Source organism: Ruegeria sp. G2 (assembly GCF_056533505.1).
This window is the reverse complement of the sequence record NZ_JBQFON010000004.1, coordinates 14,724-31,990: the sequence shown is the minus strand read 5'-3', so window position 1 is coordinate 31,990 and position 17,267 is coordinate 14,724. Positions and strand designations below refer to the sequence as shown.

The 17,267-nt window shown below is 53.4% G+C and carries 14 protein-coding genes and 1 riboswitch; of the genes, 7 read left to right on the top strand and 7 right to left on the bottom strand.

Going from position 1 to position 17,267, the window contains the following annotated elements; genetic code table 11:
• Positions 1-131: 131 nt before the first annotated feature.
• From ACR0DU_RS09115 to ACR0DU_RS09095, 5 genes are read right to left on the bottom strand one after another with little or no spacing between them, the layout of a single operon-like run.
• Positions 132-1,145: a FecCD family ABC transporter permease gene (locus tag ACR0DU_RS09115; protein WP_010441617.1), complete on the bottom strand. Its 1,014-nt coding sequence runs from the start codon at positions 1,143-1,145 to the stop codon at positions 132-134.
• 1 nt (position 1,146) lies between these two features.
• Positions 1,147-2,094: an ABC transporter substrate-binding protein gene (locus ACR0DU_RS09110; protein ID WP_480873834.1), complete on the bottom strand. Its 948-nt coding sequence runs from the start codon at positions 2,092-2,094 to the stop codon at positions 1,147-1,149.
• 16 nt (positions 2,095-2,110) lie between these two features.
• A complete protein-coding gene (locus ACR0DU_RS09105; protein ID WP_170780528.1) occupies positions 2,111-2,896 on the bottom strand; it encodes an ABC transporter ATP-binding protein in 786 nt (261 codons plus the stop codon).
• Positions 2,893-3,249, bottom strand: a complete 357-nt coding sequence (locus ACR0DU_RS09100) for a DUF1636 domain-containing protein (protein WP_170780529.1) — start codon at positions 3,247-3,249, stop codon at positions 2,893-2,895. Before ACR0DU_RS09100 ends, ACR0DU_RS09105 begins: the two co-directional genes overlap by 4 nt.
• Entirely contained in the window at positions 3,246-3,455 is a 210-nt protein-coding gene (locus tag ACR0DU_RS09095; protein WP_170780530.1) for a hypothetical protein, read from the bottom strand. Before ACR0DU_RS09095 ends, ACR0DU_RS09100 begins: the two co-directional genes overlap by 4 nt.
• A 32-nt stretch (positions 3,456-3,487) precedes the next feature.
• Positions 3,488-3,695, bottom strand: a riboswitch (cobalamin riboswitch).
• Between the two features lie 367 nt (positions 3,696-4,062).
• Between ACR0DU_RS09095 and ACR0DU_RS09090 the strand changes: the two genes are divergently transcribed.
• Positions 4,063-5,094, top strand: a complete 1,032-nt coding sequence (locus tag ACR0DU_RS09090) for a catalase family protein (protein WP_480873830.1) — start codon at positions 4,063-4,065, stop codon at positions 5,092-5,094.
• An 18-nt stretch (positions 5,095-5,112) separates the two neighbouring features.
• Positions 5,113-6,765 (top strand): peroxidase family protein, encoded by a 1,653-nt coding sequence (locus ACR0DU_RS09085; RefSeq protein WP_480873828.1) that lies wholly within the window; start codon positions 5,113-5,115, stop codon positions 6,763-6,765.
• Here the strand turns inward: ACR0DU_RS09085 and ACR0DU_RS09080 are convergent.
• Positions 6,762-9,764: an ATP-binding protein gene (locus ACR0DU_RS09080; protein ID WP_480873825.1), complete on the bottom strand. Its 3,003-nt coding sequence runs from the start codon at positions 9,762-9,764 to the stop codon at positions 6,762-6,764. The two genes, ACR0DU_RS09085 and ACR0DU_RS09080, sit on opposite strands and share 4 nt — an antisense overlap.
• Before the next feature lie 430 nt (positions 9,765-10,194).
• Here ACR0DU_RS09080 and ACR0DU_RS09075 point away from each other — a divergent pair, with 430 nt between their 5' ends.
• From ACR0DU_RS09075 to ACR0DU_RS09065, 3 genes are all read left to right on the top strand, one after another.
• Positions 10,195-11,424, top strand: a complete 1,230-nt coding sequence (locus tag ACR0DU_RS09075; RefSeq protein WP_480873822.1) for an AGE family epimerase/isomerase — start codon at positions 10,195-10,197, stop codon at positions 11,422-11,424.
• A 143-nt stretch (positions 11,425-11,567) separates the two neighbouring features.
• On the top strand, positions 11,568-11,810 hold the full coding sequence (locus ACR0DU_RS09070; RefSeq protein ID WP_170780535.1) for a hypothetical protein: 243 nt from the start codon (positions 11,568-11,570) through the stop codon (positions 11,808-11,810).
• A 32-nt stretch (positions 11,811-11,842) separates the two neighbouring features.
• The gene (locus ACR0DU_RS09065) at positions 11,843-13,120 is read left to right on the top strand and encodes a hypothetical protein (protein ID WP_480873819.1); all 1,278 of its coding nucleotides are present in this window, start codon (positions 11,843-11,845) and stop codon (positions 13,118-13,120) included.
• A 314-nt stretch (positions 13,121-13,434) separates the two neighbouring features.
• Here ACR0DU_RS09065 and ACR0DU_RS09060 read toward each other — a convergent pair whose 3' ends face one another.
• Entirely contained in the window at positions 13,435-14,910 is a 1,476-nt protein-coding gene (locus tag ACR0DU_RS09060; protein ID WP_480873817.1) for an aminotransferase-like domain-containing protein, read from the bottom strand.
• 631 nt (positions 14,911-15,541) lie between these two features.
• On the opposite strand from ACR0DU_RS09060, the gene ACR0DU_RS09055 reads away from it, so the two are divergent.
• Positions 15,542-16,042: a TRAP transporter small permease subunit gene (locus ACR0DU_RS09055; protein ID WP_170543928.1), complete on the top strand. Its 501-nt coding sequence runs from the start codon at positions 15,542-15,544 to the stop codon at positions 16,040-16,042.
• A 66-nt stretch (positions 16,043-16,108) separates the two neighbouring features.
• Positions 16,109-17,158, top strand: a complete 1,050-nt coding sequence (locus ACR0DU_RS09050) for a TRAP transporter substrate-binding protein (protein ID WP_010441629.1) — start codon at positions 16,109-16,111, stop codon at positions 17,156-17,158.
• Positions 17,159-17,267 lie beyond the last annotated feature (109 nt).

The following is a 17,267-nucleotide window of genomic DNA, read 5'->3' as shown; positions in this document are numbered from 1 at the left end:
TAGCCCGACTGCACCTTTCAAATAGAGTAAACTATTGAGAAGTTGGCAATATTAGGCTCATTGCGACCATCAAGAAGCGGAGATGCGATTAAATCCGGAAAGCGATAGCTGCGGCTGTTCGTCACTTAAATTCACCGCTGGTTTCTTGCTGTTCTGAACAAAAGCAAAAATACAAAAACAGAACCTATGGAAGTCGTGACAATCCCTACTGGCAACTCCTGTGGCGCCAGCAAAAGCCTGCTGAGAATATCCGAGCCGGTCAATAACGCAGCGCCAACAATCGCGGCAGTCGGTACAAGGTGGCTGTGCAAAGGTCCCGCAATTCCGCGGGCTATGTGTGGCACCATTAGGCCAACAAATCCGATCACACCCGCCACCGAGACAAAAACTGCAGTTGCCAAAGCTGCCGTGAAAAACATGCTGAATCTCAATCCCTGAACAGGGACCCCAAGAGTTGCTGCGGTTAAATCCCCCGTAAGCAGCGCGTCCAACCAACGACTGCGATACAGAGAATACGTTAGGATCAGGATCAGCCCAACACAAACAAGCGGAAACGTCTCCCAGCGGGCCAGGCCCAATCCACCTAACATCCAGAAGATCACCGAGTGGGCAGCGCGGTTGTCACCCGCAAATATCAAGTAGTTGGTGATGGCTGAAAACAGGAATGAAACCGCCAATCCTGCCAGGATTAGTTTCTCTGGTGCACTTGTGCGCAAACCGTGAACCAGCGCCAATACAACGCCCGACGCGACGAGCCCTCCGCAGAAGGCGGCGAGCGGCAGTGTCCAAAAACCCAGCACATCTCCGGTTACGGTGATGACAAACACCGCACCTGCGGCGGCCCCCGAAGACAAGCCAAAAAGAAAAGGGTCGGCAAGATCGTTGCGAGTCGTGGTTTGTAGGACGACGCCAACGATACCAAGTCCGGCGCCTATCACAGCGGCGAACAATGCACGGGGCAACCTGAGATCAAACACGATCCGGTGCATCGGAGACATTTCGCCGTCGTCGATACCCGTGCCACGCATAATAGCAGTAAATGTCTCAGACACCGGGATCGAGGTAGTTCCGTAAATCGTGGAAACCAGCACAAGGGCGGCCAAAATAGCCGCCCCCAGCAGAAGTGTTAAGCCAAATCGGCCCATATCAGTTGAGGCCCGGATGCATCGCTTGAGCCATTTTCGAGATCGCCTCAATATTTGCGGGGCCAGGTGTCAATTCTTCGTACCGCAAGCCGATCCAACGCTCATTCTTGACGGCATCTGTCTGCGACATCACCGGATGCTCTTGCAGGAATTTGAAGGTATCTGCTGCGCCGTTGCCGGTCTGATAATCCAGCAGCACCAGGAACTCGGGGTTAGATGCGGCCACGGCTTCCCAGGAACTACGCCCCCAGCTTGTATCCATGTCATGGGTGACATTCTCACCACCCGCCGCAGCGATCATAGCATCGGGAATGGCAAACTTCCCAGCAGTGAACGGTGCATCCGCCGGACCATCCAACAAGAAAACTCGAGGCTTCGGCAGCTCGGTCGTTTGCGCTTCGATCGCGGCCAAATCGTCTTTCCATTCACTCACGAGCGCCTCGGCCTTGTCCTCGACCTGCATAACCTTGCCAAGACGCAGAACATCGTCAAACAGCAGGTCCATGCTGGACTCGGGGCGATCCTTGTCCAAATGCACACAGCTTTCGGTCAGGATCATGGTTTTGATCCCGAAGGGTTCCAATGTGTCTGGTGTCACATCCCCACCCGGTTTCATTCCATAATACCAGCCCGCGAAAAACAAATCTGGGTCCGCTGCGACTAGGTTCTCAATAGTGGGGTATTTCGGCGCGAGCTCCGGAATGTCACCCCGCAAGGTATCGAATTCCGGGCTGGTCTTGTACCAGCCGGTGATCCCGGTGAGGCCGACGATCTTATCCTGTAGCCCCAAAGCAAAAGCCATATCCGTCATGTTCATGTCATGCACGACCAACCGTTCCGGCAACGTCTCAAACACAAGAGGTTCGCCGCAATTGTCCACGGTGACTTCCTGCGCTGCAGCGCTGCTTGCAATGGCAGTGACCAAAGCCACGGACCAGATGTGTTTCATCAATATTCTCCTGAGTTTATGTAGAAACAGTGGTTCTTCGGATATCAAGAGCCGGTATCACGCGACCCTCATGGTGAAAGCACAGATAATCCACGCCAAAGGTTTCACGGACCCGTTCGGGCGTCAGAACTTCGGCGACCGTGCCAAATCCGGTCAGGCGCGTGGATTTCATCAAAGCAACATGTGTGGCGAATTCAGGGATCATGACCAGATCGTGCACGATCATTACCACTGTGACCCCAAGATCGGCGACCAGCGATAGCATCCGCCCCTTTGCGTCTGGGTCCAGATGATTGGTGGGTTCATCGAGAAACAGCAATGAGGGGTTTTGTGCCAAGGCGCGCGCAATATGAGCCCGCTGACGCTCACCCCCAGAAAGCTGAGCCATCCGCTTGTCCGCCAACATGCCTAAATGGGTGAGGTCTAATATCCGGTTCAGTTCGCGCGCATGATCTTCGGCCGAGCGATCTGCGCGTATGGGGATCTGACCCAATGCCACATAATCACGCAGTGACAGGCGCCCGTCAGGAAATTCCTGCTGGCTGACAACGGCTATCATGCGGGCGCGTTCTTTTGCGGATAGGTGCTTGAGGCTTTGTCCATTCATACGCACATCCCCCAATGCCAGTGCCTCGGCACCACAGAGTAGATTCAAAAGCGTTGTTTTACCTGCCCCGTTCGGACCAGCGATCGCAAGAATAGCGCCCTCGCCCAAGGCGAACGACACGCCTTGCAACAAGATATCTCCGTTAAGCGCGTAATATTCCAGATTTTCGGCAATCAGAAAGCTTTGCTTGGTCATAGCGCTTCCTCAAACTCAATACGCGGCAGGCGTGAGAGAGTTTTTGTGAACAATGCCCTTGGCCGATCAGTGGCATTTGTCCAACCATCGCCAGTGCGCAGATACTGATGGGCAAATTCAACGATCGCGTCCAAATCTTCATCTGTAGAAATGTCACCAAATAGATATTGTGCTTTGCCACGGGCCTGAAAGCCGATGGTGATTGGCCTTTCACAACCCGCCATACAATTCACAGAGCGGATCACAAATTCCCTCGGCAATCTATGCTTCAACGCCTGGGGTACTTTGTCTGCACTTTCGCCACTTCTGCAGCTCACGCAGACAAGAAGGATATGATCAACACTGTTCGTCATCTCGCCACCGTATATTGCGCAATTAAGGTTCTTGCAATGTTATATCGTAACGCTTTGAATATTCTGAACACCGCTTTAGGCACCCCGCGTCGGCGGTTCACGTTGTCGACAATGTATTGATCAGCGATTTTCACATTTCTCACTCCGCTTGTTTCCAAGCGCAGACGGAAGCTGCCAGTCGTGTGCACACGTGTGAAACGTGTCATCAATACCTCCTTCCAGGACGCCCCGCCCCGGGTTGGTTGAACAATTGATGGCAGGTCTCCTGACTTGCGGGTCTGCGCTTGGCCAACCTTCCCGACCCTTGGGGTCAGTGGCTATTTGGCATAGCTCACCGCTTACAGTTGCGGGGGCAGTTACGGAATTGGCGCCGCTTGGCATTCCTCACCGTATTCCCTTTTCATCCCTCTGACGTATCGTTGGGAACCATCTGCTGCCTGAGTGCCCGAGATCAAGAAATGCGTCAATAACTTTCTCCAAGCTTAAGTCTTCGAAGGTAAGCCAACGCAACACTAGCGAATACGGCGCCAACCGTGTCCGTTTTGAAGTCGTAAATCGATGGATCCCACCCTACCAACTATTGACCGGTATACTTCATTCTGACGCGAAAACGGCTGTTTGAGATCGAAGGGAATGAGGCAATAAGGCTGCCATAAGTCACTTCGTTTGAAAGAAAAACCAAAAAGGGTTAATCTGCGGGCATTTAGAAGGGGCTGGCTGTCGGATATATTTGTAGAGGTTAATTATTGCCTGGGCTTGCTCGGGAAAGGGGGTTCGTTGACACATTCTTTGCCAAACACTTCACCTGAAGACGTGGTTGACGATATCATCGATCAGAATTTTGAAGCGATCGCGAAGTGGAAAGGTCGAAGGTTAAGAGCGCAACATGGGCGCAGCCATGGATGTGTCAAAGCCACTTTCACAATCCGGGACGATCTGCCGGAAAGGTTGCGCCATGGCCTTTTCGAAAAGGCAGCAAGTTATTCTGCAGCAGTTCGCTTTTCCAACGGTGCGCATCTGGACGATCGTAAAACCGATGCCCATGGAATGGCGGTCAAACTATTTGATGTGCCGGGCACCAAACTGATCGACGCCGAGGCACTTTCACAACTCAACATCTCGCAAATCAGCGATGAGTTCGACTTTGTTCTTGTCGATCGGGACACTTTTCCCAGCTACCTTTCCGACGATTATGAACGGCTAAGCAGCCTGATCGCCACGCTGCAAGCCCTCCAGCACGCGGCAAATAAGCGTCGCAGCTGGTCATTGAAGCTGATTGCTCGAGGGTTCGTGGCCCTGTTTCGCGCATTTGCCACGCAAAAAGGCAGGCGACATCTTCAGACTGCGAGCGATTTTGCCTCGAACTACATGCAGTCGCCATTCGAGTCGCATTTCTGGTCAACGACGCCCTATCGGCTGGGGGTTGACCTGACAGTACGATACCTCGCCCGCAGCGTTCGACATAAGGTAGCAACCAAACCGGTGGACGAGCATGACGGCATCAGCCTGAAACTCCGTCAGGACGTCGCCAGTGACGGCAATCGATTTGAGTTCTGTATAATCGAACCACCGCGAAACGATAGCGACTTCGATCCGCTCGATAACCGCGTCAGATGGGCCTGCGATCCACAGCCGGACGCACCACTTGACCCGTTTCATCGCACGGTTACACCCATCGCAGATATTACCATCGAAAGAGATGCAGAATTTGATCCGCTCGATGGTGATACCTTTTCATTTTCGCCATGGCGTGTGACCGCCGAGCACAAACCTCTGGGCCCGATCAACGAAATCCGGCTTAAGACTTATCTCAGCCTCGCCCGCGCCCGTTTTCCAAACCGATGATCAATTGGAGCCATTTAGATGCTGAATATTGATGATCTTATCAATCTTGGGTTCAAGATCGCACCACGCACGACAAGCTATATCTCAGCCATGAGGCTTGCGAATGCAGCGCGGGTGCACCGGCCGCGGCCCTATACATTGGGTGCGGACTATACCAGCTGGCCGGGCGTCTATTCCAACCGCTGGATTGGTCGTCACACACCGCCCGAAGATCCTTCACCGATCCTGCCATCGGAAAGTGAAGTGGCCGACTTGTTTCGCCGCAGAACTCAGATAGATGGCAGCCCGCTTACCTTGTTGTGCCCGCAAGGCACGACCGTTCTTTTCATCTCGGTCGCGCAATGGTTCACCGACAGCTTTCTGCGGACCTTCGGGCCAACCGGACCGTTTGATCAGACTGATTCAAACCACGAAGTCGATTTATGCCAGATCTACGGATTGAACGATTTTCAAACTGATATGCTGCGCGAAAGAGACCCTGAATCAGGCGAAATGACCCACCGACTGGCGTTTCGGATGGACGACAATGGCGAGATGTGGCCGCCGAAGCTGTTCCAGAAAGATCAATCCGGTGGAGTTAAGCTGGCCCCGCCATTTGATGGCAGTCTCGCCGAGGGTGATAATGCGGCGCGGCCCCTGCATGATCCGTGCAAGCTGCGCAACTCCTTGAAACGCGCACATCCCGAGCTGACGTGCCAACAAGTCGATCAAAGGCTGCTTGATTTTCACGCAACCGGCCTGGACAACGGCAACGGCACGATCGGCTATAGTGCCATCAACACATTGATGATGCGCGCGCACAATACATTTGCCGATCTTCTCTGGCGCGAGAAACGCGGCACCGACGGTTGGGATAAAGAGCGCGTGTTCCAAACCACGCGATGCACTCTGATCGCGCTGCTGATCAAGCTGGTGATTGAGGACTATATCAGCCACGTGGCAAACATGCCTTTTCATCTGCCGGTCGGCGTCAACCGCTGGCAGCGTTGGCATCATTCAAACCAAATCGCGATTGAATTCAATTTGCTGTACCGTTGGCATTCAATGATCCCCGAGCGTTTCATCATCGACGGCGCTCAGGTCGAGCCGACTGGATTCCGGTTCAACCCTCGCCTCGTCGAACAAACGGGACTTGAGGAAATGATCCGCTCTCTCTCGCGCCAACCCGCAGCCAGGATATCGCTGCGCAATACACCTGATTTTCTGTTCGAAAGGCCTGCAAAAGGTGTGCCCTCACCGGTCGAAGCAACGATTGCCCTTACACGCAAAGCACGACTTCCCTCGCTGAACGCCTATCGTCATCATTTTAAACGTCGAGTACACTCGAGCATCGCGGATCTTGTGGGGGATCAGCCCTTCGCCGACGAGCTAATCGCCGACCTGAGCAGAATGTATTGCAATGTTGACCGGATCGAGTTGTTTCCGGGCTTGTTCGCCGAGCAGCACAAGGGGACCGTCATTATGGGTGACTTGATGACGTCAATGGTGGGGTATGACGCGATCACGCAACTCATGAACAACCCAATGGTCTCAAAGAACCTGTACTCGGCCAAGACCTTTTCGCAAACGGGTCATCGGCTGCTGCTAAAAACCTCTTCATTTGCGCAGGTCGCTGAATTTGTTGGTCTGAATCTTGCCCCGGATGACTGTGCATTGGGCCGAAGGCGCTAGGCCGAAACCCCGGCATCATTCAGCTTGGCAAGACGTGCAGCAATCTCAGGGTCAACTGGTCGCAGACGGGCCAGATCTTCTAATGCTCGTTTCTCATAAAGAGCAGCTCCCTGATCACGGGCCACCTGTATCGCCCTTCGGCACGCGGCCTCGGCCTCATCAGAAGCGTCTTCCTGCTTTGCCAGCAGCGCAGCTCTGATCCGGTTGAGCTCGGCTTCGTAATTCCGCTCTCCGGTTCGATCCGCAAATCTTAAACCAGCATCAACTGCTTCCAGACCTTGTGGGATTTGACCAAGCGCGAGAAAGCCACGCGCAAGTTCAGTATGGACAAGAACACCTGCCGCCTTGGCTCCAGTTGCATGCATTTTTTCCCAGGCCGATTGCAGCAAGGCGACGCCCTTTGCCGGTTCGCCCGAACGTATCGACGAACCCGCGAGATGCGCGGTTGCAACCGCGTTGTAATATGGGCCAACACTGTCTCGCACGATCTTTGCAAAAGTCTTTGCCATATGCGGATAATCCGGATGATCGGTCTGCATGTAGATCTCGGTCTGCCAATGCATCGCATTTGCCACTGTCAGCGACTGCCCCAATGCCCCTGCAGCATCAACCGCACTTTTGGCGCGAGCCAAAGCACGTTCAGTATTCCCCAGGAAACTGTCGACCAAGGCAGCCATGCTCTCGATCTGTAACATCGCCGCGACATCCGGATCGTTTCCTGCCTCAGCAGCGTGTGCTTCGGCGTGCAAAGCTGCTTTTTCCAGCGCAGTCGCCGCAGCTATGAACTGTCCACGCGGTGCAAGCGCTGATCCACGTATGTAATTGCCGACCATGCACGTATGGTGATCATCATGGGCATCGATCATCGCCTGTCCCCAATGCTCGGCCTTGCGATAATCCCCTTTGACCATCGCGGCGGTAAAGAGACCCCTGCCGGCGCGCACCAAAGTGCGGCGATCTCCGAGTTTCTTGGAAAGTTCAAAGCTACGGTCGAAGGCTGAAATTGCAGAAACCGCGCCATATCCGATCCGGACGCGTTCGGCGGCTGCAAGTAGAAACTGCAAGGAAAGTTCTGCCTCTTCACGATGTTCGGCAGGTAGTTTCTGCAGCAACCGCAGTCCGTTTCTAACGTGCTGCGCACCTTCTTGATTGGCATGACGACGCAAGTTTATGCGAGCGGCTTCGATCCAGGCAGCTACGGCTTTGTCGGGCGCGCCTGCCAACTCCCAGTGACGTGCAATCTGTTCCGGTTTGCGGGCCGCCTCCGGCTGTGCGTTCAGGGCTTCGGCTGCGCGTCGATGTAAATGCGCACGCCGGTCCCGTACAAGGCTTTGATAGGCAGCTTCGCGGACAAGTTCGTGCCTGAACCGCCAGGCCCCGCTCGCATTTTTCCCTGTACCCGGCAGGTGTTGCAGTAAACCTGTTGAGGCAAGCTGGTGTATTGCCTCATGAGCTTCGGCTTCTGAGATGCCGCTGATATGCGCCATCATAGGTACGCCAAATGTACTACCTATGACTGCCGCCTCGACAGCTGTACGGCGCAATTCACCCACTTCGTCTATTTGCTGCGCCAATAGGTCGTGAAGTGTCGCGGGAATGGCCCCCAGCCCACGTTCGGGTGAAGCTGCCATAGCAGTCGCGCATTCTTTGATGAAAAGAGGAATGCCGTTCCCACGGGTCACGATCTGCGCCATGGTTTCATCACTAAGCTGCGCATTTGATGCGGCACCGGCCAAAACCGCAGCGGTGTCATCATCCAGCGGTGATAGTGCAGTTATCTGCAGCGAAGGGATGCTTTCTTCCATAGCCCGCGTGACAGGATTTCGCCCGGCCAACAATAGCAGAACAGGTAATTTGCTAAGATGCTCTGCCACAGTTTGAAGAACCGAAAGGGTCGACGGATCTGCCCATTGCATATCCTCGACCACAACAAGCACCGGCCCTTCGCGGCTTAACCCCTCAAAGACACGACGGAATATCGTAACGATTTCGGTGCGCAGCGCCTCTTCGCTGGCGGGTCCGTGATCGCCGGGTCCTGGCGCGAGAACAAAAAACAAGGTGCCCAACTGGTTGTCATCCAGAATATTACCCAGATGTTCCGTCATTCGGTTTCGTCGGATCGCGATGTCGTCGCTGTCGAGAATTCCGCACCAGCGTTCAATTTGTGAAATGAATGGAAAAAAGGGTGAGCTCACATGAAAAGGACTGCAATGATACGTCACCCAGGCCTGGGGGCCCACCGACGAACGCAGATCCCGGATCAAGTGGGACTTTCCGATTCCTGCTTCACCCTGCAGATAAACCACCCTTCCTTTGCCAGTTTCCACGTCAGACCAAGCCGCATGAAGTTGTGCTCTCTCAGCGTCCCGCCCGATCAAAGGTATCCGGTCTTTATCCAATACCTGAATTCGGGTCTCACCTGCCAAGCGATACACTGGAACGGGCCGATCAAATCCTGCAAGGCTCTTTGCACCCAGGCCATCGAACTCAAGCTGCTCGCCCCCCAGTGCGCGGGTCGCAGCGGATATCAGCGTCCCACCGGGTTCAGCAAGGGCCTGTAACCGCGCAGCAAGATTTAGCGTAGAGCCAAAGATCGCATCCGGCTGGATGTTGCTCCCGAGTGCAATATCCCCGACCAGCACGACGCCAGAAGCGATTCCGATGCGGCACTGCAATTCGGTCGGGCCAGACAATTCGGCCAGATCAGAATGTATGCGCAAAGCCGAGCGCATGGCCCTTTCGGCATTGTTTTCACAGGAAGAAGGCCACCCAAAGACCACCAAAACTCCGTCACCGACGATCTGCAGCACGCTGCCTCCAAAGGCATTGGTGGCATGTTCGACCAATTTCTGATAGCGCAGCGTGGTCGATAGCAAATCCTCGGGATCAAGGGTCTGGGCGAGAACAGTTGATCCGACAAGATCCACCATCATGACTGTGAGATGGCGATGCTCCATCGCGCCAAGATCAGTATTAGGACCAGCCGGGTGTAGTACCATCAGCTCACACCGTTTTCAGACATCGCATGACTATGCGATTGTTTGCTCACAATTGAACTAACACTGAACAATGAGAACATGCCCCCCTCGCAAAGCCTCATATAAACCTGCACTCGCCATCGCAGTGTGGCGACATGTAAGCTGCGAACACAGCCTATATGATGCAAGGCTATCTGGCTATGTCCAGCGTTACTCAGGTGGAGACTGCCTTCCCGTGCGAAACTTCATTGGTCCAATTTCACCAATCACTACACAAAAATTGCCCTTAACTCCCGTGGTCTGGTCAAACAAATCGGGGGTGGTAGTGTTTCCTCAAAATTAGGCATCTACCATTCTGGAAGAATTGATGCGATTGCAGCATTGAAAACCTCAAAGGCGGTATTGTGAGACGCGGCGTGCACCGTCGTTTAACGCAGGTGGGACGATAAGAATGACAACTGATAAGCTACTTCCGGTCGGGCTGGATTCTGAAACAGGTTTTTGGCTGGACACGCCAGAGCACCAGAACTGGTTGATGGAACAGGCTCGTCATCAGCTTGAATTTTTCAGTGCAAGCTGCCGAAATGGGCCTGGTTTCTCTCTGCTTGATCATGACGGCACCCCCCTGCCTGGCGAGGTGCAGGAACTGCACACGACCACCAGAATGATCCATTCTTATGCAATGGGTCATCTCTTCGGATTTAAGGGTGCCGAAAAGATAGTTGACCACGGTATGGCATTTCTTGAGAGCTCTCACCGAGACGCGGAATTTGGTGGATTTTTCTGGGCGCTGGAAGGTGACCGCGTCGTTGATGATCGCAAACTGGCTTACGGGCACGTCTTTGTTCTTCTTGCGGCGGCGAGCGCAAAGCAGGCAGGTCATCCGGGCGCGGACAGGCTCATGACTTACGCTCGAAAGGTTCTGGATACACATTTTTGGGACGAAGAAGCGGGACTGTTTTGCGACGAATGGAACAGAGATTGGACGCCGTTCTCCGACTATCGCGGGATGAATGCAAATATGCATGGTGTCGAAGCCCTGCTTACCGCGTTTGAAGCAACAGGGGACAAGGTGTATTTATCCCGTGCAGGCCGCATTCTGGATTTCTTTGTCGGCAGAGTCGCACCCAAAGAAAACTGGCGATTGCCAGAACATTACACGAGCGACTGGCAGATTGATCGCGCATATGTGGGCAATCCGATGTTTAGGCCAGCCGGTACAACTCCGGGACATTCGTTTGAATTGGGACGGTTGCAACTGCAATATTGGGATCTGTCGGGTCGCCCGAACACCGACGCACCGCATTCTGCGCGTCAGTTGATTGAACAGGCCCTGCGTGATGCCTGGCTTCCCGGCGGAGGCATCGCTTATACGTTGGACTTTGATGGACAAGTCTCAAACGAGAACCGGTTCTGGTGGCCTGTAACCGAAGCGATCAGTGCCGTTGCTGCATTGATCAGAATTGATAAAAAAGCAGAAGATGAGCACTGGTACAGAACTCTCTGGGGTTATGCGAATGAACGATTTGTGGACCATCAAAATGGCGGCTGGTTTCCGGCGGTGGACGAAAACGGCAAGGCCGTAACATCCATCTTTAACGGGAAACCAGACATCTATCATTCCCTGCAGGCCTGCCTGTTTCCGCGTTCAGGTCGCCTATCGAGAATGCTGCCGTTTTGACCTGCCAATCCCTGTCATTCAAAAGCGTGCAGAAGCCCTTTAATTGAAGAATCGGGGGAAATCTGGTAGTGTAGCCATATTCAACATCATCTGACGACCTGCCAATTCGGATACGTTTACAAACGAACGGATAGGAGAGATGAATGGCAAATCAAGCTAGCAAAAAGCACAGTACCCGCAAAGGAAGTGTCGAGGTTCGACCGCAACCGTCTGCCCATTCCGCTTTAGGTGAAAGGGCAGAAGCATCGGGCCTGATGACACCCCAAACTCTTAGTGAACGCGACGAGAAGGTTTCAAAGGTTCGCCGAAAAGGTGGTCCGCCATTGGAGGAAGACAACTCTGACAGTTCTGCAAGCGAGGCGGACCCAACCGAATTGGATTACTGACACATTTTGACATTACTATTACGGAGGCTGCCATGCCCTCGACCCATCAGCCAAGGATATTCAACACAGTAAATCTAACAGATTTTGATACAAACGGGCAAACGTCGACAGTCGGCGAGCCCACGGTCTCAAACAACGGAAATCAGATACTGGCCACTGGAAACTGGTACGCCAGCCGGTCTTTGGATGGTGGCCAAAGCTGGTCGCATATGAGCCCTTTCACCTTGTTTCCGCCAGCAGATGGAGGTTTCTGCTGCGATCAGACCACCATATATGACCCAAGCCGGGATTTATTGATCTGGCTGCTTCAATATATCGAACAGAACGGGACCAACACATTACGTGTTGCGGTCAAGCAAGGCCGCACACTTGGAAATGACAACTGGAACCTCTGGGATTTCACACCGGCGGGAATTGACCCATCGTGGAACGGCGAATGGTTTGACTACAACCATGTCTCTCTTTCAGAAAACTACCTGTATGCGGGAACCAACGTGTTCTCGGCCAGCAGCAACCTTTTTAGGAGGTGCGTCATATTGCGTATATCGCTGGACGAACTTGCAGCTGCCGCTGGATTATCTTTTGACATATTCGAAACGCAGCATAATTTCTCACTACGTTGTGTTCAGGGCGCGCGCGGTTCGATGTACTTCGCCAGCCACAATTCGAACTCGCAAATCCGTGTATTCAGGTGGCCAGAGAACTCACCGGACGTTGATGAATTCGACATCGATGTCACCCCGTGGTTTGCGGGCAGCTATTCCGCGCCTACAGTTGGAGGCGGCGACTGGATGTCCAGGACCGATCCACGCATAATGGCCGGTTGGTTAGGGCGAGGCGCGCTGGGGTTCATGTGGACAGCCAACCAACAAGCAAACAGGCCAAACCCATTTGTCCGGACCGTGCGCATCGACGAAGCCACAATGTCCCTGATCGACGAGCCTGACATCTGGAATGATCAGATCGCGTTTTCCTATCCCTCGACAGCCGTAAATCGGTTCGGCGACGTCGGGCTGTCGATATTCGCCGGTGGGGGCAATCTGCATCCAAGTCATGTCATTGGTACCTATGACGATATAGATGGAGCTTGGCGATTGTCCCTCGCGCGGCAAGGAACGCATACGCCGTCCTTGGGCAAATGGGGTGACTACACGAACTGTGCCGAGATTGCAGATGACGGGTTTACCTGGCTTGCCGCTGGCTACACGCTGCAAGGTGGGAGCACGCAAAGCGACATCGAACCAACAATGACTTGGTTCTCACAGCAGCGCTATGATGCGCCTCGACGTCATCCTCCTGCAATAGTTTAACCAACTAGATTAGTTTCAAAAGATTGGATCATACCATGCATACAGCGATGAAATCACAAGGATTAAAGTCTTTTTTGCGCCAGGAAGGACCGTGGTTGTTGAGTGCATTCGTCATAGCCGACTTATTTTATAAATGGGGCTCATTTGCCTTGGAATGTGTTGGTTTCTTACTGACATGGTACGCCCTAAGCTGGATCTCGAGCCTGCTTGTGCGGGTCTTCACGGGTGAAAACTCCGCACTCGGAGATTGAACTTACCGAACTTCTACACACAGACTTCACGGGATCAGCTTGGGCTTCATATCAAACAAGCCATCACGTACCCTGCAACTCGGTCACGACGTTGGATAACAGTTCAATTCCTTGCGGGATCAACCCCGGTTGGATTGATGAGACACCAACTCGGAAATGATGCTTCCCTTCCGCTGCCTTCGAGAAACACGGTCCAATCGGCTCTACGATAACACCCCGTCTGAGTGCTGCATCACAAATTGTCTTAGCCTCGAGTTTTTCATCGGGATCGGCTAGAACGAAAACAGTACCACCGAATTCACCTGCTCTCAGAAAGCTGGGTAACCGCTCACGAATCATCGAGTCTGCCAAATGCCAGCGTTGTTCATAGTTCTGCCGCACCCGGCGTAGCAAACCGTCGTAATATCCTAACCTGATGAACGCGGCGGCAGTATGTTGCAGTATCATGGGTGGGTGGCGCATCATCATGCCCCGGCAATCTCGCGCTGCATCGATAAACTCAGGCGCGGCTGCCAGATACCCCAGTCGCAAACCTGGCGAGAGCCCCTTGGACAAGCTGCCCAGATAGATTAGGCGGTCGGTATCATCCAGGCTCCGCAGCGGCAGAAGCGGTGAATGACGATAGTCCACGTCGCATTCGTAGTCATCTTCGACGATGTAAAAGTCATAATCTTCAGCAGCTTGCAACAGTGCGCGCCGACGACGTTCAGACAACGTGACTGTGGTTGGGTGTTGACGGTTCGGCGTGATGAACACCAGATCCGCACCGCGCAGGCGCTCGTCAACAATGAGACCTTCCTCATCCACGGGTTGAAAGCTTACCTTACCGAAATTGGCCTGAAGAATCTTGCGAGCATCCGGATAACCCGGATCTTCCATTACCGCAGTACGTTCACGCCCGCCAAAGAGCAGGCTGGTAATAAAAAGCCCATTCTGTGAACCCAATGTAATCAGTATCGATTCACTGGGCTCGAAAATTCCCCGCCGTGGCAAAATGCGTTGCCTGACCTGTTCGACAAGCTCTAGGCTGTCATCATAAAGTCCATCTGCAGACCAGATCTTGAGGTCTTTTCGGTTCATTGCCAGCCGGGTGCACTCACGCCAATCCGCAACTGGAAACACACCATCATCGATCTGATTACACACAAAAGGATAGGCATATTTATACCAGTCTATTGGGCGCGGGATTGTCTCAATCTCTTCAGTACGGCGCAGTTTGTTCAGTTTGTGGCTTATTGATGTAGCGGGCCTGGTATTCGACCGGCCAATCGCATCACTGTCCGTTCGTATCCCGCGGTCAGAACACACAAAATAGCCAGACCGAGGCCGTGCCTCGATCAGTTGTTCTTCCTCAAGCTTACGATAGGCTGCGACAACCGTATTAATAGAAACATCTAAATCCCGCGCCAGCACGCGGCACGAGGCAAGTTTCAGCCCGGAAGGCATCAATCCTTCAAATATGAGTCGCGATATCTGCGAGACGATCTGGTCGCGCAATCCGCTGGACTGAGATTTATCAATACTCAATCGTTGTGTCATATCCTACAGGGCCCCAGTCAACGTTTCCGCCGCGCGACTTGCAAACTGTATCCTTGTTTTCAAGTGTTCCTTGCGAAAGGCAAAAGGCAAGTTATGCCCATTCGTCTCTCCGGAATTGCAGTCGGAAACAGGTGATCTGATTACGAGTCGATTGATGATAACTCAAAAAGAAACTTCCACCAACTTCATGTAATAAAAGCGCTTCTACCAAAACGTAACTTCAATAAGTGTCCGGTAGGTGGGTATGTTCACCCGCCATCAGTATGCGGTCAGATACAAATTATGGCGATCATCGAACGCCTCGCGCGATACAATCTGTACCCATTATTACAAGCAACTGTATCTTTCTCAGCGGTACTCCATCGCGTTTGCTGTAGCGATCCGGAAGGCTCCACACTGAAACTGGGAGTAGTTCGGATCGTTCGATGCGATAAGGGAGGGAGACCGTTCGCATGGTTTTGCATGAGTGGAATACGCGTCAACACTCTGAGATGAGCTTCAGCCAACGACTGTATGGTATACGTCTGAGTTAGTTACCTTTGAACTTTGCCGCCAGAGACAGAGAACATCGAAGTTACACTCGGAATTTTTGAGGGAGAACCATATCCATGAAAAACACAGTGAGGTCGGAATGCTGATGCGCGGATTGGAAAAACTGACAAGCGCAATCTCAGAGGTCATGGGCCGTATCGGTTGGTTCCTGATCCTGTATTGCATGGCATTTGGTGTGTCGGACGTGTTCATGCGCTACGTACTCAACGCACCGTCACAGTGGATTGGAACCACTTTGCAGGCAGCAATGGTATTGTTGGCCTGTACCGGAGGTGTTTACGCGCTGCAGCATGACAGCTTTGTCAAACTTGACCTGTTCTACGCAAATGCAAGCAAGCGATCAAAAGCGATCTTGGACGTCCTGACGGCGCCGATCGCTATTCTGTTTCTGGTCGCCTTGATCTGGAAGGGATACGAGGCCGCGTCATTGTCATTGATGCTCAACCAGAAAACTCCGACATCTATCCCGATCCCGATCTATCCAATCAAGTTTGCCATTCCGCTTAGCGGTGTAATGGTACTTTTGGTGGTCTTGAAACACTTGCTCCGCGATCTGCAAACGATCTTCGGGCGGGGCTAAGGCCGTTTGCCCGGATACACATAATTTCACGAAAACAAACTGATCCACTAACGAGGAGGAACTAACATGAAACCAAACAGGTTTATGCACACCACGATGTGGGCGGGCGCCTTTGCGGTGACCGCAAGCATAGCCGTCGCTCAGGACGGGCCGCCGGATGAAGTCACTGAATGGACTTTCCAGCCTGCATTTGACCAGACCGATGCTGGCTGGGACAACGGCCTGATCCCTTGGGTTGAAGCTGTTGAAAAAGCGACCGAAGGCACTGTTAAAATCCGCGTTGAGCCCGCCGGAGCACTGGTCAGTGGTGCAGAGGCCTTTGGCGCCGCCGCAGCTGGTTTGACCGACGGCTATGCCGGATGGGGCTCTGTCTATGGTGGCGATATGCCCGAAGGCATGCTGGCGTTTGGTATGGCTATGGGCGCCAACAACACCGAAGAAGCCTGGGAAGTGATGTGGGGCAACCCTGATTATCGCGTAGGCGACATCGTTCAGGAAGCGGCGCATGCCCGTAACCTGCATTGGGCTGGTTGGACCAACCAGGGCCCGAACGCGATGTTCACCAAGTTCCGCGTCGAAAAGATGGAAGATCTGGAAGGGCACAAAATGCGTGCCGGTGGCCCTCAGGCCATCTTCCACTCGACCATGGGCGGTGCGCCAGTCTCGATGAATGGTGGCGAAATCTATACGGCCATCAAACTGGGCACGATCGAAGGCACATACTGGGACACTGGCGGCATCGACGACATGTCGTTCCACGAAGTGATCGATTATGCGATCATGCCCGGCTGGAACCCTGCCCAGCATCAGGAAATCTTTATCAACCTGCAAAGCTGGAATGCCCTGACCGACTGGCAGCGCGAAAAGATCGATGGCGTCTTTGAAGAAACCTACTTCGAAACCAGCCGCATGCATGCGGAAGGCGTGGAAGAAGCGCTGCAGATCCTGCGTGATGCCGGTGGTGAAGTGATCGAGCTGAGCGACGAAGAAGTTGCTCGTATGCGCGAAAAGTCAATTGCCGAGGTGTGGCCGCAGGTTGCAGCTGCTTCGGATGGCAACGCCAAAGGCGTCGAAATCTTCAAGAAGTTCTTGGAAGACAAGGCAAACGCGCAATAATCCCGCGCCGCGTGAAAGCTCACGCATTGCTTAAAACGCTTCTGCTGGCCCGACTGTTGGGCCAGCAGATTAGATAGGCGCATGTCAGCGTTCGAAAGACTGCCGGCAA